General features: G+C 39.6%; 15 protein-coding genes. 8 read left to right on the top strand and 7 right to left on the bottom strand.

Going from position 1 to position 23,438, the window contains the following annotated elements; all coding sequences use genetic code 11:
- The first annotated feature begins 80 nt into the window (after positions 1-80).
- The 4 genes from leuB (at position 81) to AACH28_RS18310 (ending at position 4,488) form a co-directional block, all read left to right on the top strand.
- Entirely contained in the window at positions 81-1,154 is a 1,074-nt protein-coding gene (gene leuB, locus AACH28_RS18325) for a 3-isopropylmalate dehydrogenase (RefSeq protein ID WP_120335009.1), read from the top strand.
- A gap of 41 nt (positions 1,155-1,195) precedes the next feature.
- Entirely contained in the window at positions 1,196-2,359 is a 1,164-nt protein-coding gene (locus tag AACH28_RS18320; RefSeq protein WP_286832229.1) for a 2-isopropylmalate synthase, read from the top strand.
- Positions 2,360-2,571: 212 nt separating this feature from the next.
- Positions 2,572-3,819: a threonine ammonia-lyase IlvA gene (gene ilvA / locus AACH28_RS18315; protein ID WP_088163111.1), complete on the top strand. Its 1,248-nt coding sequence runs from the start codon at positions 2,572-2,574 to the stop codon at positions 3,817-3,819.
- A 153-nt stretch (positions 3,820-3,972) separates the two neighbouring features.
- Positions 3,973-4,488 carry a DUF2911 domain-containing protein gene (locus AACH28_RS18310; RefSeq protein WP_341831184.1) on the top strand — a complete coding sequence of 172 codons (516 nt, stop codon included), beginning with the start codon at positions 3,973-3,975 and terminating at the stop codon, positions 4,486-4,488.
- Between the two features lie 343 nt (positions 4,489-4,831).
- Here AACH28_RS18310 and AACH28_RS18305 read toward each other — a convergent pair whose 3' ends face one another.
- A complete protein-coding gene (locus tag AACH28_RS18305) occupies positions 4,832-7,234 on the bottom strand; it encodes a prolyl oligopeptidase family serine peptidase (RefSeq protein WP_341831183.1) in 2,403 nt (800 codons plus the stop codon).
- Positions 7,235-7,695: 461 nt separating this feature from the next.
- Here AACH28_RS18305 and AACH28_RS18300 point away from each other — a divergent pair, with 461 nt between their 5' ends.
- The 4 genes from AACH28_RS18300 to nrdF all read left to right on the top strand — a co-directional run bounded on the left by AACH28_RS18300 (position 7,696) and on the right by nrdF (position 11,555).
- Entirely contained in the window at positions 7,696-7,929 is a 234-nt protein-coding gene (locus AACH28_RS18300; RefSeq protein WP_046673718.1) for a co-chaperone YbbN, read from the top strand.
- A 34-nt stretch (positions 7,930-7,963) separates the two neighbouring features.
- Complete coding sequence (gene nrdI, locus AACH28_RS18295) at positions 7,964-8,371, top strand: class Ib ribonucleoside-diphosphate reductase assembly flavoprotein NrdI (protein WP_083296125.1); 408 nt, start codon at positions 7,964-7,966, stop codon at positions 8,369-8,371.
- Entirely contained in the window at positions 8,331-10,436 is a 2,106-nt protein-coding gene (gene nrdE / locus AACH28_RS18290) for a class 1b ribonucleoside-diphosphate reductase subunit alpha (RefSeq protein ID WP_070570178.1), read from the top strand. The genes nrdI and nrdE overlap by 41 nt, the downstream gene beginning before the upstream one ends.
- Positions 10,437-10,568: 132 nt before the next feature.
- Positions 10,569-11,555, top strand: a complete 987-nt coding sequence (nrdF, locus tag AACH28_RS18285) for a class 1b ribonucleoside-diphosphate reductase subunit beta (protein ID WP_070570180.1) — start codon at positions 10,569-10,571, stop codon at positions 11,553-11,555.
- Between the two features lie 69 nt (positions 11,556-11,624).
- Here nrdF and AACH28_RS18280 read toward each other — a convergent pair whose 3' ends face one another.
- The 6 genes from AACH28_RS18280 to AACH28_RS18255 form a co-directional block, all read right to left on the bottom strand.
- Entirely contained in the window at positions 11,625-12,044 is a 420-nt protein-coding gene (locus tag AACH28_RS18280) for an alkaline phosphatase (RefSeq protein WP_088163115.1), read from the bottom strand.
- A 132-nt stretch (positions 12,045-12,176) separates the two neighbouring features.
- The gene (locus AACH28_RS18275) at positions 12,177-13,343 is read right to left on the bottom strand and encodes a glycoside hydrolase family 76 protein (RefSeq protein ID WP_341831182.1); all 1,167 of its coding nucleotides are present in this window, start codon (positions 13,341-13,343) and stop codon (positions 12,177-12,179) included.
- 55 nt (positions 13,344-13,398) lie between these two features.
- Complete coding sequence (locus tag AACH28_RS18270) at positions 13,399-15,030, bottom strand: RagB/SusD family nutrient uptake outer membrane protein (protein ID WP_341831181.1); 1,632 nt, start codon at positions 15,028-15,030, stop codon at positions 13,399-13,401.
- A gap of 12 nt (positions 15,031-15,042) precedes the next feature.
- Positions 15,043-18,087 (bottom strand): TonB-dependent receptor, encoded by a 3,045-nt coding sequence (locus AACH28_RS18265; protein WP_341831180.1) that lies wholly within the window; start codon positions 18,085-18,087, stop codon positions 15,043-15,045.
- A gap of 513 nt (positions 18,088-18,600) precedes the next feature.
- Positions 18,601-20,166, bottom strand: coding sequence for a RagB/SusD family nutrient uptake outer membrane protein (locus tag AACH28_RS18260; protein WP_341831179.1), 1,566 nt, complete (start codon positions 20,164-20,166; stop codon positions 18,601-18,603).
- An 18-nt stretch (positions 20,167-20,184) separates the two neighbouring features.
- Positions 20,185-23,331 carry a TonB-dependent receptor gene (locus AACH28_RS18255; RefSeq protein WP_341831178.1) on the bottom strand — a complete coding sequence of 1,049 codons (3,147 nt, stop codon included), beginning with the start codon at positions 23,329-23,331 and terminating at the stop codon, positions 20,185-20,187.
- Positions 23,332-23,438 lie beyond the last annotated feature (107 nt).

The raw sequence follows: 23,438 nt of genomic DNA, 5'->3' as shown, positions 1-23,438 counted from the left end.
AAAGACATTACAATAGGGCTTAGGCCTATCTTCCAAAGTTTCAATATACATATCACTGATAGCTCAATACTAAAAATACAATGAAGAAAAATATTTTAATCATACCTGGAGATGGCATCGGTCAAGAAGTAACAACTTGGGGTAAAAAAGTTTTAGAAAAAATCGGTGAAAATTATGGTCATGAATTCAGCTTTGATGAAGCTATCATGGGCCATACTGCAATTGAAGCTACGGGCAACCCTCTTCCTGATGAAACATTAGCGAAAGCAAAAGCTTCTGATGCGATCCTTTTCGGCGCCATTGGCCATATCAAGTATGATAATGATCCTTCTGCTAAAGTAAGACCTGAACAAGGCTTGTTGAAAATCCGTAAAGAACTAGGTCTTTATGCAAATCTTCGTCCAATCCTTTTATTCGACGAGTTATTGGATGCTTCGAGTTTAAAACCTGAAATTCTTCAAGGTACAGATATCCTTTTCTTCCGTGAATTGACAGGTGATGTGTATTTTGGTGAAAAAAACCGTAATGAGGACAACACCTTTGCGTCAGATCTGATGAACTACCACCGTTACGAGGTTGAACGTATCGCACGTAAAGCTTATGATGCAGCACGCACACGTAACAAAAGATTATGCTCTGTTGATAAAGCCAATGTATTGGAAACATCCCGCCTATGGAGAGAAGTGGTACAGGAAATCGCAAAAGAATATCCGGATGTTGAAACTGAGCACATGTTTATCGATAATGCAGCCATGCAATTGGTTAAAAATCCGAAGAAATTCGATGTGGTATTGACGGCAAATCTTTTTGGTGATATCTTGACAGACGAAGCCTCACAGATCGCGGGCTCAATGGGTATGTTGGCTTCTGCTTCCGTAGGTGATGGCACAGGCTTCTTCGAACCTATCCACGGCTCAGCACACGATATCGCTGGTCAAAATAAAGCAAATCCACTTGCTTCAATTTTATCTGCAGCCTTGATGCTTGATATTAGCTTTGGTCTACAGGACGAAGCTAAAGCTGTTACCAATGCTGTTGCTGAAACATTAAAAGCTGGTTGGAGAACCGGTGATATTGCCAACAGCAGCACTGAATCTTCAAAAATCTTAGGTACTCAGGAAATGGGTGAAAAAGTATTGGAGTTTATTAAATAGTATACCCTTTTTAATTTGTAAATCTTTTGAATTAAGAAATTATGTTACACGATCCTAATCATCTTTACATTTTCGACACCACCTTACGTGATGGCGAACAGGTACCAGGCTGCCAATTAACTACTCCAGAGAAAATTGAGATTGCTAAAGACTTGGAAAAACTAGGGGTAGATATTATCGAAGCCGGTTTCCCAGTGTCTAGCCCTGGTGATTTTCAATCGGTGGTAGAATTATCTAAAGCGGTGAACGATGTTATTATATGTGCATTGACCCGTGCCAATCAAAACGATATTGACGTAGCTGCCGAGGCATTAAAATATGCCAAACGCCCACGTATCCATACCGGCATTGGTTCTTCGGACATGCATATCAAATATAAATTCAACAGCACAAGAGAAGAAATTTTAGAACGTGCTGTTGCGGCTGTAAAACATGCCAAATCCTATGTGGAAGATGTCGAGTTTTATGCAGAAGATGCTGGTCGCGCAGACTTGGAATTTCTAGCTAAAATGGTTGAGTCGGTGATTGCGGCTGGTGCTACGGTGGTCAACATTCCTGATACAAACGGTTATTGTTTGCCGGATCAGTATGGGTCAAAAATCAAGTATCTCAAGGAGAATGTGCGCAATATCGATCAGGCAATTATTTCCGCACATTGTCACAATGACCTAGGACTTGCAACAGCAAATTCTATCGCTGCCATTCAAAATGGAGCCCGTCAGGTAGAATGTACAATCAACGGTATCGGTGAACGTGCCGGAAACACGTCGCTTGAAGAAGTAGCCATGATCCTTAAAGTACACAACCAGTCGTTTGGAAGCTTAACATCAAACATCGATAGCCGCATGTTTACGTACTTATCGCGCAAGGTAAGTGAAATGATGAACATGCCTGTCCAACCGAATAAAGCAATCGTTGGCCGTAATGCCTTCGCGCATAGCTCGGGTATTCACCAAGATGGTTTCCTAAAACACCGCGAAAACTATGAGATCATCAGACCAGAAGATGTTGGTTTGGATGAAGCTGATATTATCCTGACAGCTCGTTCAGGTAGACATGCCCTTAAGCACCATTTGGAGCGTTTAGGTTTCCATCTTGAAAAAGATGATTTAGCAGATTGCTATCAACGTTTCCTGGTTTTAGCCGACGAAAAGAAAAATATTTGTGATGATGACCTAAAAAGCCTCATCCAGGAAAAAATATAAAAAAAGGAAGGCTGCAGATGCAGCCTTTTTTTATCATAAGTACATTTTTTAAAAGGATCCACAGGACGCATAGCTGATTATTATTTTAGCATGTGTTCAGACGGTCTTCTATTCAAAATCAACTAAATTTAAACACTGTATAGGTAGAATCTCTCATATAACAGCGAATATCTGCGTTTTATTTGCTACCTTAACTAGGCAATCATCTAACAATGAATCTATCAACCTTAAACATCAATTCAGAAGCTACACTTGACCGCATCAAGTCTGTGGTCAACAGAACTCCGCTTCAATATAATCGGCATCTGTCCGAAAAATACGGTGCCGAAGTCTATCTCAAACGGGAAGATTTACAAGTCGTACGTTCCTATAAATTACGCGGTGCCTACAATAAAATTATCTCCTTAACAGCGGAAGAGCGACAACGCGGCGTTGTATGTGCGAGTGCAGGTAACCACGCCCAAGGCGTTGCTTTCTCCTGCAATAAACTCGACATCAAAGGTGTGATATTTATGCCGGGACCGACACCACGCCAAAAGATCTCACAAACGGAAATGTGGGGTAACGGTAATGTAGAGATTATCTTGACGGGAGACACTTTTGATGACTGTCAAAAAGCGGCGTTGGCTTACACAGCAGAGCATGGCATGACTTTCATCCCGCCATTTGATGATCTCAAAGTTGTGGAAGGACAGGGTACTGTGGCCGTTGAAGCTCTACAAGATCTTCCCGATATGGATGCCATATTTATCCCAATTGGTGGCGGTGGACTTGCCGCGGGGGCGAGCTATTACCTGAAGAGTAAAAACAAAGCGATCAAATGTTATGGTGTTGAACCCGAAGGAGCTCCTTCTATGCAAGCGGCTTTGACACATGGCGCACCGATCGAGCTCGAGCATATCAACAAATTTGTTGATGGGGCCGCCGTTAAAAAGATCGGTGCAACGACATTTGAAATTGCCAAGCAATTGTTGGATGATACACGCTCTATTCCTGAAGGAAAGATCTGTACCTGCATCCTAGAGCTGTATAATAAGGATGCAATTGTCGTTGAGCCCGCGGGTGCTTTATCGGTAGCTGCTCTTGAATTTCACAAAGATGAAATTAAAGGCAAGAAAGTCGTCTGTATCATATCCGGTGGAAACAACGATATCGACCGCATGAGTGAAATCAAAGAATTGTCTCTGCTTTACGAAGGCTACAAACATTATTTTATCGTTCGTTTCCCACAACGCCCAGGTGCATTAAAACTCTTCGTTTCTGAAGTATTGGGACCTAAGGATGATATTACCCGTTTTGAGTTTATCAAAAAAACAGAACGCGAAAGAGGTCCAGCCCTAGTCGGCATAGAGCTCAACAAGCCTGAAGATTACGAAACATTGATTGAACGCATGAAAGAATATAAGTTTGATGTCATTGAAATCAACAAAGACCAGACACTATTTGAATATCTTGTTTAAATAATAGGTATAAATGAAAAGAGCCAGTGATTCATATCCTGGCTTTTCCCGTTTATATAACCAAAATACCTCACCCAAAGTCTTCAAAAAAAACTAACAATTCCATAATTTAAAAACCTTATATTTAATTGTTTAATCAATACTATACGAAAAATGAGAGTACTAATTTTAACAATTCTGACCTTAATTGGGCAACTTACCTTTGCGCAGACCGACAAAAGTAAACGCCCGAGTCCTCCAGACAACACCAAAGTAACCACCACCGATGGTGTCACGATCGACATTAACTATAGCCGCCCTTCATTGAAAGGCCGTCAGCTTGGTGTTGATATCGCCCCTATCGGCATTGTATGGCGTACTGGAGCGAATGAAGCGACCACCATCGAATTTAATAAAGATGTATTGGTTGAAGGCAAGAAATTAGCCGCTGGAAAATATGGTCTTTACAGTATCCCTGGGGAACACGAAACAACAATTATTTTTAATAAAGTGTGGAATCAGTGGGGAACAAAATATGATGCTAACGAAGATGCCCTACGTGTTTCTGTTAGCAATGCCACAGCAAGCAATTCACAGGAACAGTTTAAGATCAATGCGACGCCACAAGGAACTGTTTCTTTGGAGTGGGGACAGTATGTCGTTCCATTTACGGTTAAAGCGAGTAAATAGCGAAAAAAACTTATTTATGATTACGGAAGCCTACCGTTGTATAAATGCAAGCGCAAGGTTTATTCAGACCAATGAATTCGTTGCATTTCGCGATAAACCAAACGATTGATTCTATTGATACTTTAGTAAAAAAAACACAAATCAATAAAACAAATACTTCATTCAATATAAAAGGGGCAGTCCAAGGTGGATAGCCCCTTTTATATTGAATTTTTACCGAATCCCTATACAGGTACTTTTCAAATATTCAATTCTCAGAGGGTTTGTTTTTACTTTTTAGACACCTTCTTTTACATTGAATCCTTGTACACCTTAACACTATTGCTTCTGGTTAATCGACCGGTTATTTTTTAAGGTATTTTTCCAAAAATTGATCCTGCTCCCAAAGTAAATGGAAGATATTTTCTTTGGCGACATATCCATGAGCTTCGCGTGGTAAAATGACCATACGCACGGGAGCTCCCAAATTTTTCAGGGCCTGGAAATAGCGTTCCGTCTGCAGGGTGAATGTTCCGGGATTATTATCGGCTCCGCCATGAACCAACAAAAGTGGGGTTTTCATCCGATCAGCACTCACAAATGGAGACATGGTCATATACAAGGCTGGATCATCCCAGAAGTTACGTTGTTCACTCTGAAAACCAAATGGTGTTAAGGTCCGATTGTATGCTCCAGAACGCGCTATTCCTGCGGCAAACAATTTTGAATTGGACAACAGATGTGCTGTCATAAACGCACCATAGGAATGCCCACCCACAGCAACTTTTTTCCGATCGATATAACCCAAATGATCTACCGCATCAATTGCAGCTTCGGCATTTGCCACAAGTTGCTCAATAAAGGTATCATTCGGTTCTTTTGTTCCCTCTCCAACAATAGGGAAGGCCGCATTATCCAATACAGCATAGCCTTTCGATACCCAGTAGATAAAAGAGCCATAACTTGGGAAGGTAAACTCCTTCGGATTGGCCGTGCTTTGTCCGGCTGTATTCTTGTCCTTATATTCCCTTGGATAAGCCCACATTAGCAGAGGCAACTTCTCTTTCTTCGTAAAATCATAACCGGCAGGTAAATATAATGTTCCGGAAAGTTCGACTCCATCCTTGCGCTTGTATTTTAAAATCTCTTTATGAACTTTTTCCAACGATTTAAACGGGTTTTCCAACGTGGTGAGCGTCACCTGTTTCCCCGATTTCATATTTTTCATGAAATAATTCGGATAAGTCGATGCTGACTGAAGCGAAATCAACAGATCACCAGTTTTAGGGTTCACTAGTTGGGTGATACGTTCCTGCAGTTCAGATGCTGGAGCAGTGTAAATGCGTTTTTTCTTCAGCGAATGCAGATCAAGCTCATCCACAAAAGGAAACTCACCATTTTTAGTAAAGCCCTTACCTACAAACAGTACTTTATCCTTATCTATATACATCGAATAAGTGCCTAAACTATTTTTTTCCATATACACATCTCCCGGATCGTTATAGACATCCTGACTGTTCCGGTCATGCAATAGTTTAGATTCTCCCGAGGAAGGATTCACCACAAAAGTTTTTGCGTTTCTCGTATCATACCATTGCGAATTGATCAATGCATATTTATCATTCCCCCATGTTACACCAGCGTAACGGTCTTTGATTTTAAAAATAAGCTTTCCCGCACCATCGTAAGGGTACGATAAAGTATATAAGGCATCACGAAACTCCGCAGGTTTATTCGCATCCCCGCCATCCAAGGCTTCTACATAAGCCAACGTAGCTGGCTGATCACTCCGCCAATGCCAGGCACGTTTTCCCGATCGTGTCGACGAAAAACCTTTGGGCATTACCTCTGTCAAGGGGGTCTCATTCACCAGCGCTATTTCCTTGCCCGATCGATCATAAATACGAACCTGCTGTGGAAAAGACGAGACCGGAACTACGTAGGAATAAGGTTTTGTAATGGTCGTGATCATCACATACTCACCATCCGGCGAGAAACTGATCCCCGTATAAATGGCTTTATCTTTAAAGGAAGAAATCTTGCCGTCCAGATCTACAAGTTCAAGGTTGGATTGTACCAATGTTTCAAAATTCACTTCATCCTGCGGATTTTTAAGCAGATCTTGGTATGTCCTCAATTGAGACACCTTCCCATCACTTGTTGAGACAATAGGTCCTGTCGGCAAATCTTTTGAAGGATCCAACAGTGCCGCCCTATCCTTTGGCAGACTTGTTATTATTAAACCGGAAGAATTTCTCAGCCACTGAAATGGTGCTGTCAATGTTCCGTTCAAATTGTAAGCAGTCAACTGTTTGACATTTCGCGTTGCAAGATCAATGACAAATAAGGCAGTTCCGCTTTCATTTGTATTGCTAAATGCCAAACGCTTATTGTCTTGAGAGAACACAAAATTGGCCATCGCCGCTTTTTCGGGCATTCCCGTGAAGTCGGAAAATTCCATATTTTGTCCTATTTTTTTCAAGGCAATCTTATCGAAAAAGATTGTCGAACTTTCCATGTTGGTCTTTGGATTAATCCGCAATCCCGCCAGTTTCATTTCTTCCTGGCCTAAGTCTGCCAGGCTTTTATACGTAGGCCGGAACGTAAATAACATCCAATTTCTATCGCTAGAAATTTTTATCTGAGGGGGGCGCACATAATCGGCTAAGGCCAAAATTTCAGTAGAGGGTTTTTGAAAGGTAATGTTTTCCTGCGCTTGCGTCTGTAGCGACGTTAGAAGCAAGAGACCATAGAATAGTTTCTTCATAAATTTATTTTTCAAATTAGGGCAAAATAAGATAATAAAAATTTCATAAAAAAGCAAGTTTTGTAGCTTTTTTATGACAGTAAAATTAAACTTAAATCATTTGTAAAATAGTGGTAAAAATTACGAATTTAAAGTTATCCACATTTATAAAACACAGAAAAACAACAACTTACAAACACTAATCTGCAGCAAACGCATTCTCTGACAAACTTTTGCCCAAAATGTGGAAAAGTCAAACTACCGCATCGAAAGAAAATATAAGATATTTGTTAAGCTAATGAAAGAATTGGCAACTCAACGAAGTTTTTAAGTATCGAAACACAGACTTTTCTTTTTGACGAATTGTCTATTTTTAATGGCTAGATTAACCTTCAATCTGGTCTCCCCGATTAAAATTGATACCATTAACTTCGTACCGAGTTTTTCTATAAAGATTGGAATAAAAAAATAAACAAGTAAACATGGCAAGAATTATCAAATTTGAGAAAAACGATTGTGCTCCTTGTGCGCAAGTATCGGCTTATTTGGATCAAAAAGGTATCCAATATGAAACGGTTAATCCTTTTGATGAACCAGACTTGGCCGCAAGATTCAAAATCCGCACAGTTCCTACGGTAATTGTGTTGGAAAATGAAGAGATTCAACACCGTATCATTGGCTTTAAACCAGAGGAATTGGCTGCCATTGCACTTTAATAAATTCAGCGTATCATTAAAATTAAACAGTGACATGATACACATTTATTATGATTCCAGAACGGGGAACGTACAACGTTTTATGGATAAAGTAGCTCAGATAACGGGTTGGCAAATCCATAAGATCACCGCCGATTTAACGGTAAAAGCCCCTGGGCATTTGGTCACTTTCACCACAAATTTTGGACAGGTGCCCGAAAACACAAAAGAATTCATGAAACGCGAAGCTAAAAATATCTATTCTGTTACTTCCAGTGGCAACCGCAACTGGGGACCGAATTTTGGTCTGGCAGCTGATCGCATTTCACAGGATTTCGACATTCCACTGGCGTTCAAATTTGAACTGTCCGGAACAATGGAAGATATTAATCAATTTATTGACATCTTAAAGAACTTTTGCGATGGTAGCAAACGAAGTAGCAAAAAACTGGATATTGCTTAATAATGAAATCATGATTAAGCATGATGACGAATTCAGCTTACATAAAGATAAGGAAGCGGTTCGTGCATATTTCTTGGAATATGTAAATAAGAACACCGTGTTCTTTTATACATTAAAAGAAAAAATAGACTATTTGGTAGAAAACAACTATTATATTGACTTTTACCAATGGTTTACATTTGAAGAAATGGAAACGGTATTCAACTATGTGTATGCGAAGAAATTCCGTTTCGAATCTTTTATGGCGGCATTCAAATTCTTCCAGAGCTACGCTTTACGTGACGATTCTGGCGAGAAGTTTTTAGAGCGTTATGAAGACCGTGTAGTTGCTGTTTCCTTGTTCTTAGCAAGAGAAGAGGGTGTTCAAAAAGCAATTGAATATGCAGAAATCATGATCAATCAAGAATATCAGCCAGCGACCCCTACATTCTTGAATGCAGGAAAGAAACGCTCGGGTGAATTAGTATCATGTTTCTTGGATGAAATCGGCGACAACTTAAATGGTATCGGTTATGCTGTTGATTCCGCAATGAAGTTGTCTTCTATCGGTGGTGGTGTATCGTTCAATATCTCTAAAATCCGTGCTCGCGGAGAAGCTATCAAAGGTGTTGAAGGCCGTGCCGGCGGTGTACTTCCAATCATGAAGATTATGGAAGATACATTCTCATATGCTAACCAGTTGGGACAACGTCCGGGTGCTGGTGCAGTATACCTCAATATTTTCCACTCTGACATCGAAGAATTTTTAGATTGTAAAAAAATCAACGTTGACGAGAAAGTACGTATCAAATCATTGTCGATCGGTATCATCGTTCCCGATAAATTCATGGAATTGGCAGAAAAAGATGAACCATGCTATTTGATCTACCCACATACGGTGATGCAAGAGTATGGACAATTCTTGGATGAGATGGATATGGACAAAATGTACGACGAATTGATCACGAATCCAAACGTGAAAAAGAAAAAAATCAATGCTCGTCACCTTTTAGTTAAAATTGCTCAGACACAAAAAGAATCGGGATATCCTTATATTTTCTTCAAAGAGAACACCAACCGTGTCCATGCATTGAATGAAATCGGTCAAGTGAAATTCTCAAACTTGTGTACTGAAATCATGCAAGTATCTCAAGTATCCGATATTGAGATCTATGGCAAACAGGACACGATCCGTTATGGTATCTCCTGTAACTTAGGCTCCTTAAATATCGCGACTGTAATGGACAACAAACGTATCAAAGAGACCGTAAAAACGGCTATGCGTGCTTTGACTGTCGTTACAGACGTGACCAATATCGATATGGTTCCATCTATTGCAAAAGCAAACCGCGAGTTGCATTCTGTAGGGCTAGGTGCAATGAACCTCCATGGTTACCTTGCAAAAAGCTTCATCATGTATGAATCTAACGAAGCACTGGATTTTGCCAATACTTTCTTTATGATGATGAACTATTATTCATTGGAAGCATCGATGGAAATTGCCAAAGAACGTGGTAAAACATTTGTTGGATTTGAAAAATCAGCCTATGCCGATGGTACGTATTTCAACAATTACATAAACCGCGATTACATGCCTAAAACAGCTAAGGTAACGGAGTTATTTGAAGGAATACATATTCCAACAGTCGAAGATTGGTTGGAATTAAAAGCGAAAATCAAAGAACATGGTATTTATCATGCTTACCGCTTGGCTATTGCTCCAAATCAATCGACTTCGTATATCATGAATGCAACTGCATCAGTTATGCCAATCGTCGATATCATTGAGGTACGTGAGTATGGAGATAGTACAACTTACTATCCAATGCCATACTTGACAAACGATAATTATTTCTATTTCAAATCGGCTTATGATATGGATCAATTCAAGGTCTTAAAATTGATCTCGGTTATCCAACGCCATATTGATCAAGGTGTATCTACAATTTTGCATACAAACTCAAAGGATTCGACAAGAGATTTATCTAGATATTATATCTATGCACATAAATTGGGGTTGAAATCCCTTTATTATACACGGACAAGAAAATCGACCATCGACGAATGTGTCTCTTGTTCAGCTTAATTTTGAGATTTTAGTATTTGGATATATAATGGGAGAAAGTCAAAAGTTGCCTACGCCATTGGCGGCTTTTGGCTTATCTAAAATCAACAATCCAAATACGTGATAATAAATGCCTAATACTTTAAACTAAAAATGAGTAAAACATATAAAGCTGTCAACTGGAATACCCCTGAGAACGATTATGTATTGATGTTCTGGGAACAAAATATCCGTCAATTCTGGATCGATACGGAATACATTCCTTCAAAAGATATCGATAGCTGGAAACGTATCAGCCCAGAAATGAAAGATGCGTATAAAAAAGCTTTAGGTGGATTAACCTTGTTGGATACTCTTCAAAGCCACACAGGTATGCCTAAAATCATCGATCATATCGATACATTACAGAATAAAGCTGTGTTGTCCTATATGTGTATGATGGAAGCTATCCACGCAAAATCGTATTCCACTATTTTCACGACAGTTTCTACAACCGCCGAAATAAACGACATTTTCGAATGGGTTCAACAAAATAAATATCTTCAATACAAAGCAGAAACGATTGATGGTTACTACCGCGCAATCGATAAAGAAGATGCTTCGGACGAGGAGATTTATATGGCGATGGCTGCATCTGTATTATTGGAGTCATTCTTATTTTATTCTGGATTCTTCTTGCCATTATGGTTATGTGGACAAGGTGAAATGGTTGCTTCTGCCGATATCATTAAGAAAATTATCGCAGACGAATCCATTCACGGTGTATTCGTTGGATTAATAGCCCAAGATCAATTCAAAAAATTAAAAAATCAAGATCAGGTAAAAGCTCGTTTCTTGGCCTTGCTTTACAATTTGTATGAAAATGAGCTGAAATATACAGAAGAGATCTATACTGAAGTTGGCTTAACTGCAGAGGTAAAAGAATATGTTCGTTACAATGCCAACAAAGCATTGATGAATTTAGGCTTTGATCCGATCTTCGAAGTAAAACAAGTCAACCCAATCGTATTGAATGGTTTGAATACTGAAACGACACAACATGACTTCTTCTCCAAGAAATCAACTAACTACGAAAAAGCAACGGAAATTGTCCATCTAAAAGATGACGACTTCAAAATGGATGTGGTCGTAGATATATAATATTGACGATTCGTCAAACAAAAAGCCCCAAAGAAAATTCTTTGGGGCTTTTTGTTTGACGGGAAACAACTATTGTTGGAATGCTTTGATTGCCTGTCCGCGCCAAGCGGCATCAAGCGGTGCACCAAGCAACCAAGTTAACGTAGGCGCGATATCATAAATCATCAAAGTTTCCTTGATTTCTTTTCCTTTTGGTACACCTGGTCCGGTCATTACCCAAGGAATCTCCACCTCGGCCAGCGATTTACCACCGTGTCCTTTTCCGGTACCACCATGATCCGCAGCAATAACAAAAATTGTTTCGTCTGCAATTCCTGCGTCTTTTACAGCTTGCTGCAAGGTACCAATACGTCTGTCGACCTGTTTTAGTTCGGCATAGTATTCCGGTGTATTATGCCCGATATTATGGCCTACGCCATCAGGTTGGTCGAAATGCACAAAAGTAATCGTCGGTTTCTCCTTTTTTATGATATCCACGGTGGTGTTCAAATAGAAATTTTACAGCATCTATTATGTTAAGTAAACATTATTTAATCTCTCTAACCAATATGTTACAGAACAAAAAAAAGACGCTGAAAAATTATTTTCAGCGTCTTAACCTTATACCGTTTTACATCGATTTTAATACCCAGCTTTTGCCAACCGTGCGTACATTTCGACAAAAGCACATTGATCGAGCAGCCATTTCGATTTATGCTGATCTTTCAGGGTCCAATCTGCACTAAATAATCCTTCTTTATCGCGCATATGCTGCCAGGCAAATTCAAGATTTTTCGCAAAAACGGTGAGATACCTTTGGTCGCCATTCACCGCAGCGAGCTCGATGTAACCACGCATCATTACGGCATGAAACCACAAATTGCTATTTTTCAATTTTGGGAAATTCAATTTCGCATCCGTTTCGAAAAAATAGCCTAGACAGGCCTCAGCCAGCTGTTGTGCATCCTCAAGGTACCGTTTATTTTTCGTTAACTTATAAAGCAGGGCTGCTGCCTGCAACATTTGTCCGGCGTTGTACGAAAACTTAGCTTTTCCAATCTTTCCATTGAGCTGCATATTGTCCCAGTATAACTTATCTTCGGGATCCTGAAGATTTCTTTTTGTCCATTCATAAAGACGTTCCCCTTCTTGCAGATAGGACCTATCATTGGTTGCCATAAATAACTTAAGTGCAAATACACTTGCTGGTGCATTCGAACAGGTATTTTTAGATTCCTTTTTCTGTTCACACCAATAAATGCCACCGCCGAGTTTATCATCCTCCCCACTCTTTACAAAATTCCAGATCTCTTTGGCCGAAGACAGGTAGTTTATTTTTTTTGTATGGATATAGCTATCGGTAAAATCGATACCCAACCAGATATTATCGTCATAAAAACGATCCGAGGGAGGAGCTGTATTTAAATAAGAAGCATAACCAACCGGCGACCGACTTTCATCCCTATATTCCTGTAGCCCAACCAGGACTTTTTTGTCAAGTATGAACTGAAATGCCTTTTTTGTTTTTGGCAATTCCATCAAGGCATTTACAGCCGAGAAACTACCCGAGAAAGGCCATAGATAAGCATATTTCTTTTGCTGCGCTGCCTGTTGATTATTATCCAGATAATCAGCTTTAAAGTTTTCATCAAAGGGATATTTTTCAGCCAAGAGCTGATTCTTGGTATTTCCAAACTTGCTATAGATGCTATCTAAAGTTTGGATAGCATAGTTCTGAAAATTATTTTTCTGTGCAAATAAGGTTACACCAATAAAGTTCAAAAGAAACAACGTAAAATATCTTTTCATGTGTTTTAGGTAAAAGAATAGTAGATACCTATACGGCATCTACTATTCCTGAACATTAATAACCAGGGTTTTGTTTTAAATTGGGATTGATTGCCAGTTGATCCATCGGTACCGCATATAGTTCTTTATTCTTATCGTTCGTAGCTTTATGATCCCACCAAGATCCGGATATATATTTTCCGAATCGGATTAGATCTGTCCGGCGCTTTCCTTCAAAAATAAATTCACGTCCCCGTTCCGCCAGTAATTCATCCAGCGTCAATGTAGCGACAGTATACTGCGCCATAGGCCAGTCAGCCGTACTAAATGCTCTTTTTCTGGATTCATTGACCAATTCCACAGCTTCACTACTGGCTTTTCCACCATTCTTACGCATAAGTGCTTCAGCTTTATCGAAATAGATCTCCGTTAAACGATAAATAATATAATCATTCTCCCAGTAGTTGGCATCGTCCAAGGTACCTGATTTATATTTATTAAATCGAGCTCCAGAATTCTCTTCTCCTTTTGTCATACCACCTTCTGAAGTTTTATCACCTTCGCTTTCTCTGCGGATCGAATTGACAAACACCAGCGGTTTACCTGAATACTCTTCCGTTCCCAATACAGGTGTAGTGGTGCCGTATTTATATTGTGGTCCAAACAAAAACCATTCTTTCTTCCGCAAGTCATTTTCAGCATAGGCATTAAATGCGGTAGGGATAACAACAAATGCATTCCATCCACCGTAACCAACTTTGAGCACTTCCTTCATATAGTCATAACTCATATAGAATCCCGACCAATCGAATGTAAACCCCGCCTGTCTGCTATATTGAAATTGAAATAAGGATTCCGGATTCGCCGAATTGGTATTACTGAACAATGCATTCAAATCAGGGCTCAATTTGGGAGCCCCTCCAATGCCGCCAGCCTGTCCGGAAATAATCTTATCACAAGCAGCGATACATTCATCATTCATTGCTTTACCCGACCATTTTTCGGCATTGAGATAGAGTTCAGCCAGCATGGCATAACCTGCAGCCATAGATACCTGACCGATATTACTGGCCGAGGTTTTAGGCAACTTATCCACATTTTCTTCCAGTTCCTTCTGCACAAATGCAAAAACCTCTGTTCTCGGTTTGGTTTCAGGGTTAATTGGATCGGCTACCTTTGTCACGATAGGGACGTTGCCCCAAAGATCCATAATTTTGATATAGTGGAAGGCTCGCATTACTTTTAATTGCACAAGTATCTGAGTGCGTTCTTCCTCCGTCAGATCGGCAATTTTAGTAATGTCCAGTTTCTCAATATCCTGAATAGCATTATTGACATAGCCAACGCCACCCCACATCAACTCCCAGGCCCCACGCAGCCGGCTTTCATTGCTTGTCCACGTATGATAGTGCTGCCGGATATGGTCTCCACCGTCATATCCATGGCGTCCCTTTTGCGGCCAGGCCACTTGATCGGCACTTAATTCGGAATGATAATAAAAGCCATTTCCACCTGTGGGTGCAAGCCAGGCCTGCATATGCGTAAAAGGGCGGAGCGCAGCTTGCATAACCTCCCGTTTATTCTTGTAAAAATTATCATCCTTGATCTGACTATAGACTGTCTCATCCAACTTGGTGCAGGAACTAAAAGAGATACCTAAGGTAACAGCGCTCAGGATGGAACATAAATATTTATTTGTTTTTTTCATAACCTTACTATTTTAAAATCCAACATTTAAACCAATTGTCCAAGATCTTGTTCTTGGGTAGAAACTGCGCGAATCAATCCCTGCTTCAAAACCTGTATCCTGCAGCTCCGGATCAATCCCCGTATATTTGGTCATGGTTGCAATATTTCTTCCAGTTGCATATACATACAGACTTTTGATATAATCGGTCTTTAGTTTAAAGTTATATCCCAATGTAATATTATCCAGTTTCACAAAACTTCCGTTCTCAAGGTAGTAATCCGAATACTGTGGATCCTGTTTAAGGTCGGCATGCTTAGTAAAAGCACTTTCGAACACATTATTAGGCAACCATTTTTGATTACCAAAGAACATATCCGCTGTATTTAAGATATCATACTTAAATTTACCTCTGAAAAACACGGTCAGATCGAAGCCCTTATAGGTAAACCGGTTACCTAGCGACGCATTGAATTTGGGAACACCATTTCCAATATAGGCGCGATCATTATCATTTATATCGGCAATGGTAGCCTTGGAGCCGTCGGCTTTATAGAAGAGCCATTCTCCAGCATCATTCAGACCCGCATAACGTTTTCCATAGAAGGAACCAATTTCACCGCCTTCTTCAAGACGAATGGCATCTCCGAGATTACCTGGAGAGGGTAGACCGCCAAAAGTCATCCAATTACTCTTAAAGATATCATTGGACATGGTAACGAGTTTATTCTTTTGATAACTTCCGGCAAAATCCACCGTCCATTTAAAATCTTCTTTTTGAATTGGAACTCCAGACAATTGCAATTCAACACCTTTATTCGAAACCTCGCCTACATTGTACCAAATGTTTGTACTCACATAGGCTGGCTGTTGCGCCTTATATTGGTATAATAAATCTTTGGTTTTACGATTATAGACATCCAGAGATCCTGTTAGTCGGTTATTCCACAAACCAAAATCAAGCCCGATATTCAATTCGGCTTTTTGTTCCCATTTTAAGTCTGGATTGGGGTTCTGTGTCGGTCCATACGTTTGATAATAGATGCCATCCTGCGGATATACCCCGCCTGTTCCCAACAAGATCAATGAATTGTAATTCGGGAAACCCTGATTACCGGTTACCCCATACCCTACACGGAGCTTCAGATTGTTGACAAGCTCTTTATTGGAGAAAAAGTCTTCATTGGTAATGGTCCATCCCGCAGAAATCGCCGGGAAATTACCCCATTTATGATTAGCACCAAATCGTGAGGAGCCCTCCCGCCGGAGAATTGCACTCACAAAATACTTTTGGTCATAATTATAATTTACCCGTCCAAAAAAGGCAATCAGTTTATTGTCTTCCTTAAATGATCCCATCGATGGTCGCGGAAGTTTTGTATTTGTCAGAGCCGTACCACTTCCCATATTCCAGTCTTGAAAAGCGTCTGTTGTAAAACCATTATTGGACATCTCAAATCGCTCATAACCATTATATTGAAAACTGTAACCGAGTAAACCCGTTATATTATGCTTTTCATTGAATGTCTGGTTGTAATCAATTGTGGTTTCAAAGGTCTTGGACCAATTTAACTCATTTCTTTTCCAGGCATAGCCCATACCCTGATACTCAGAATTTTGGCGTTGGTCCCAATCTTTGATCGACCGATATTGACGATCGTTCCAATTATTTCTAAGATAGGATCCGAAGGCTGAGATGCTCAATGGTTCTATAATCTTGAGTTTCATACGGGCGTCTCCCGAAAAAGTTTCCTGATTGCGTTGATCTACACGGTTGGCCATACGATCCAACGGATTAAAATTATTATACCCCTGGGTTTGGTAGAAACTTCCGTCGGGATTGTATAGTGGAGCAGTTGGATTGCGCTGGATTGCCTGTTCGAAATATTCCGGTTTTCCACCCAAAAGATCTGCTTTATTGAAATTGGCAGCAATATTACCGGAGAAAGTCAATCGATCTTTTAATCCAGTTTGGGAAAAATTGACACGACCGCCAAATTGCTGACGTCCATTCTGTTTTGCAATACCTTCGGCATTTTCATAGTTAATTGAAGCACGGTAGTTGGATTTATCCCCACCACCGCTGGCAACAAAATTATGGAATGTTGAAAAATTACCTTTATTGATCAATTCATCATATAAATCTGTTGATGCACCCAGGTCAAGATCAGGTTTATTCTGCCCCTTGACTACATAGTCTCTAAATTGCTGTGCATTCAGCATGGAAGGTTTCTTTGCTACAGACTCATGTTGACCATAGGTATAATATTCAAATCGCGGCTCTCCGGATTTGCCTTTTTTAGTGGTCACTAAAATTACACCACCATTACCACGCGTCCCATAAATAGCGGCTGCAGATCCGTCCTTTAACACGTCAATAGATTCAATATCTCCTTGCTTGATCAAATCTAGATTTCCACCAGGAATACCATCAATGACTATCAGCGGGGAGTTTCCACCTTTCATGGACGCCATACCCCGCAATTGGATATCCGAACCAGCATTTGGATTACTGCCCTGGGTTCTCGTCACATTTAGCCCGGCAACTTTACCTTGCACCAGATCCATTGGGTTGCGCATACCACCTTGATTGAAATCCTTTTCTTTTACAGAGGCCACTGCTGAAGTCACTTCACTTTTCTTTTGCGTACCATAACCGACAACAATAACCTCCTCCAATTGGTCTTCTGTCGCGGAGAGTCGAATATCAATCGGGGCATTTCCTATTACTTTGACTTCGTTTGTTCGATAACCAATGGACGACACGACCAGGACATCTCCTATCTTGGCTTGCAGGGCAAAATTACCTTGGCCATCCGATGTTGTACCTTTTGCGGATCCCTTGACGGTAACCGAAACACCGGAGACCCCTTCTCCAGTCTTTGCATCCTGTACCTTTCCTTTAATTAAACCCTGAAACTTAGCGATCTTATGGGTAAAGGTCTCTTTTGGGTCTTCCCCCTTGGCGATGACATGCGCATTTGCCTGATGTATCGTCCCGGCGATAATAGCCAACGAAAAAAACAGCTTGGTATTTTTCGTTAAGCGGGCAAATGATTCTAAATCGATTCTGCTCATATAACTAGTGATTTTGGTTTATAAAACGTTTTAGCTTTGATAAGCTTAAACGATCATGTTTAATTAGTATCATCTTCAATAATTAATACGAATACTTGAGTCTCATTTCTATCTTAATAGATTAAACCATACGGATTATTAATTATTTATTTTAAAAAAAACGTAAAAATGCACCTAAGCTGGAACAACTCAGCATATAATCATTGAAAAAAACAAAGCAAAAGCGGTTTTGCTATTTGAATAAAAAAAAGCGAATGTGATTTTATCTAAATTATATGTTTTGTTGATTTTTCTCTTTTTGGTTATTGTTTTTAGTTTAAGTGTTTGATTGTGGATTCAAGATAGGATTTTAATTTTAAAGGGAAAAGGTTTTTTAAAAATTTTAAACAGTGTCGCTATAGATGTTACCTAAACAAATAATTGCTCCATTTATTGTCACTAGATTGCTTTAGCCATTGTTTATAAAAAAAATAGCCATCAATTGATGGCCATTTTAAACCCAGATTTAAAAGACTATTGATAGCCTGCATTTTGTGTCAATTTATTATTGCGCTGAATTTCATCAGGAGAAATTGGCCATAATAAATCTGTTTCTTTGAATGTTGCACCAGATCCGTTCTTAGCTCCAATCAATGGCACGAAATCGACTTTACCAGCGTCAGTCGTTGAAATTACAGGGAACATTTTAGTTCTAACAATATCGTCCCACATTTTAAATTCCAATGGGAACTCGCGGAGACGCTCTTTCCAGCATTCTTTCACAAAATTATCTGCTGATAATGTTTGCAATTCGGTTGTATAAGCAGCAACTGATTTTCCTTCGGTATTTGCCCGTGCTTTTACCTGAGCTAAATAACCTGCAGCCTCGGCACTCACACCAGATGTTTTAGCGATTCCTTCTGCAGCTATAAGCAAGGCCTCAGGATAACGGTAGAAGTTCCAGTCTTTGGTTCCTCGACCAGTAACAGTAGTTGCTTGCTCATCAAAATAATACCAGATGCCGGCTTCCGTAGATTCCCAGGTCTTGTTGTTCACCGGGTTTGTATATTTCCAATGGAAAAACTGATTTGGTTGAATCCGCAGGTCTTTCGTATCGTAGACATTTAAAAATTGCTTTGTAGGCCCAAAAACACGTTCAAATATCGAATATTTATCAAACACGGATGTTGCCGAAGAACTAAATGCATACGTTGTCCACCAGCTGCTTGTGCTAATTGTTGCGTCATATTCCTGTGCATAAATCACTTCACTTAAATCATCCGTTGTACGCAATTTATTATAAGCGCTACTCATTTTAAGATCGACATTTTCAGTCATTTTATGAGCAGAATTGACAACAATTTTTGCCATCTCTGCAGCTTCACTATACTTGCCTTCTTGTAAATAAACATTAGCCAATGTCATGGCCGCTACATATTTTGTAATTCGATGTCCATTATCAGCAAACGTTTTAGCAGGTAAATCTTGTACAGCTTCTTTAAGATCAGTCTCGATTAACTGATACACTTTCGCAACCTCTGTTCTTTCTAGATAGAGATTATCTTCTAATGTTTCAACAGGCGTTGTGCTGAGCGGAATGGCACCAAACGTCTTAACCAGATAAAAGTAGTTATAGGCTCTAAAAAACTTCGCTTCTGCTAATAAAGATTTTTGCTGATCTTGGGAAACAAATGAGATAGTAGGAATATATTTTATTCCGGCGTTTGCAATATTAATTGCTTTATAACTTTCATCCCAAATGGTGTTCATTGAGCCGGTGATCAGGTTTGTATTTTGCTGTCTAGTTAACTGTCTAGCAAATAAACATACTCGTTCCTGCCCCTCATAACTATTTGTAAAATATCCTGTCAACATGGTATTGACCGACGCAGCTGGCCCGACATACGCACTTCCCGCTAGCGAATAGCGTTGTGGAGCTCCCCTTCTATATAATGAATTCACCGTAGCCTGTGCTTGAGCAGAATTTTGATAATATCCGTCCAGAGACAAATTAGACTTCGGATCTTCTTCCAAAAATTTGTTACATGACGTCGTTAAACCTAATCCAAGAATTAACAACATAAAAAATTTATTTTTCATTTCCTTATTTTCTAATTTTTAAAATGTTACATTCAGACCCAACGAAAAAGTCTTCGCTCTTGGATAAGAGAAAAACGTTATGTTTTGTCCAAACTTACTCTCACCTTGTGAAGTACTTTCAGGATCATATCCTAAAAATTCTTTTGAAGTGAATAAAAACGGATTATTTGCATTTGCGTAGATTCTAACACGTTTTAGACCGATACCCTTTAAGGCTTCTGGGTTAAATGTATACCCCAGTTGAATTAAGTTTACCCGTAAATAGGAACCATCAGCTACCCAAGCATCATCCACATTGGTATCTTGTCCAGCATGTCCATTATTGGTCAAATAAATAGCCTGTTGCATGGTATTCGGATTTGATCCATTATACGCGTCGGTTAAGATATTTTTCAAACCATTGGTGATACCAAAACGGTCATAAGTCGAATGGAAAAATTGTTGCATCACATCGACACCTTTAACAAATTGCAGATCCAAGGTAAAATCGAAGTTCTTATATTTCAAATTGTTGATAAAACTACCTGTCCAGTCGGGCAATCCTTTACCAATAATCTCTTTCTCAGTCGTTCTTTTTGCACGTCCGATTTGACTTACCGTCGCATTTCCGGCATCCACATCAGCTTGAGTATATACCCCTAATCTTCTGTAACCATAAAAACTATTTAAGTTCTCACCAACACGGATAACACTATTAGCACCGCCTACCCAGCTATTCATTTGGATATCGGCATTGTTCTCGCCTAATTTTAACACCTTATTTTTATTGTAATTGGCATTAAGTGAGGCATTCCAGCTAAAGTCTTCTTTATTGATAATGGTTCCCTTAACCATAATGTCTAAACCTTGATTTTGCACGGATCCGATATTTTTCATCACTGTACTAAATCCTGATGCGGTTGGAATTGGCGCATCCAGTAGCAAGTCGGTCGTTTTCTTATGATAGAAAGACACATCAAAATTTAAACGATTTTGAAATAAGCCCAATTCAACTCCAGCATCAACCTGAGCGGTTTTTTCCCATTTCAAATTTGGATTCGAAATAGAATTCACAAAGGAATATGGTGCTCTTGAATTGTTTAGCAATATCGTTCCGGCATCAACAATTGCCAGGGACTTGTACGGATCAATCTCCGAGTTACCTGTTAATCCGTAACTTGTATGGACCTTTAAATTGCTAACGGTGGTATTGTCTTTCAAAAAGTCCTCATTCGACACATTCCATGCGAAACCAGCAGATGGGAAGAAAGCATATTTATTATTCTTACCGAATTTGGATGATCCATCATAACGTCCTGTAATTGTCGCCGAGTAACGATCGTTATAGGAGTAAGCTGCTCTTAAGAAATAGGAATTCATAGCCCATTTGTTCCACCTAGACCCTGGTGTCGATGGTGTAATTCCAATTCCCATATTATTGTATTCATAAGCATCGTCGAAAAAGCCTTCGGTTCTAGAACTATTGAAGTCGTAAGTTCTTTCTTGCCAGGATAAACCTGCCATAGCATTAATGCGGTGTTTATCAAACTGCTTATTATAGGTCAGATAAGTCTCTTCTTGCCAATATAGGGTATTGGTATTGTTCATTTCAGCCCAGCCATTTGGTCTTGAGATATTATTCAAGGTAATGGAAGAATATCCTTTATACGCTTTTTTATGATTATCTATCCCCAATTGTGTCTTAAGATCCAAACCATCGGCCAGATGAAATGTTAGTGCCGCATTACCAAATATCTGTGTATTATAACGCATCCTCTTTTGCAAATCTAGGATAGACACTGGATTAGCCATTCCTTCAAACCCTAATTTGTCCGAAACAGTCGAAGATGATGAAAATGTATATTGTCCATTTTTATCGTACACAGGATACCAAGGAAGCATTTCAATCATGGTACGACGTGCCTCCTGTCCGCCACCATCTTCTGGTGTATAACGTCCCCAAGTATGGTTAACGGTTAAATTAATCGCCGTAGACAGCCAAGAAGTCGGTTTAGCGTCATAGGCCATTTTTGCATTTACCCGTTTATTCCAAGTATTATTCATTACACCTTGTTGATCGGTATAATTTAAGAAAGCCCCAACAGATGATTTATCATCGCCTTGTTGTACACTTAACTGATGATTATGTGAAATGGCTGTACGCGTTGCTTCACGCTGCCAATCTGTATTATACAAAGGGTTACCATTAGCATCAAAATAGTTGGGATCATTAAACCAGGTCTTTTTATCCAAGGACCAGGATTTCCCCTGATACTTATTTTCATTTTCCAAGCCGATCATAAAGGCATCTACCCATTCCTGCCCATTCAATAGATCCATATAACGTTGAACGGAGCTCACACCAGCTGAACCTTGATAGTTAATTGTTCTGGATCCATCTTTATTTCCGCGTTTTGTCGTTACTAAGATAACCCCATTTGCACCACGTGCACCGTAGATCGCTGCCGAAGATGCGTCTTTCAATACCTCGATATTCTCGATATCATTCGGATTCAACAACTGAAAGTCTTCCATTACAACCCCATCCACAACATAGAGTGGATTGGATGATGAATTGATCGTGGCTACACCACGAATGACCACACGGTTGGCGTAAGCACCAGGTTGGCTCGAGTTAGAAAAGATATTAACCCCCGAAGCCTTACCCCTTAAGTTATCCAAGGGACTAAAGTTCTGATCTTTGATCATGTCGGCTCCTTTAACCATAGCGATAGAACCTGTTACATCAGATTTACGCATGGTACCATAACCCACAACGACAACTTCGTCCAATTGGCTCTGATCATCTTCCAATTGTACAGAAACAGTTGCACCGGAAACAGTGACTTCTTTGGCTTTGTAACCAATGGAAGAAACCACCAATACATCCCCCGATTTAGCATCCAATGTAAAATTACCCAAAGCATCAGATTGTGTGCCCTTTGAAGTACCTTTAACGGCGATGTTAACTCCTGAAATTGGTTTTCCAGTAGCATCCAATACTTTTCCTTTAACTTGCTGCTGCACATGGTTTACTTCTTTTACGAAGGATTTGCCATCGTAATTGGCAGAAGTTCCGACTGCGGCATTGACTTGTTGGAAAGTACCAGCAATGACAGCCAATGAGAAAAATAACTTTGATTTTTTCCCAAGCTGCGCAAGTGATTTTACGTCAACTTTGCTCATATTAATAGTGATTTGGTTTATAAAAACGTTTTAGCAAAAAGATACTTAGAACGTCTAGTTTAATTTAGTTTCCCTTAATTAATCGTTTTAAAATCGATCTGCTTTCT

The organism is Sphingobacterium thalpophilum (assembly GCF_038396785.1).
GTDB classification, from domain to species: domain Bacteria; phylum Bacteroidota; class Bacteroidia; order Sphingobacteriales; family Sphingobacteriaceae; genus Sphingobacterium; species Sphingobacterium thalpophilum_A.
The sequence above is the reverse complement of the archived record's forward strand: the minus strand, read 5'-3'. Positions and strand labels throughout refer to the sequence as shown.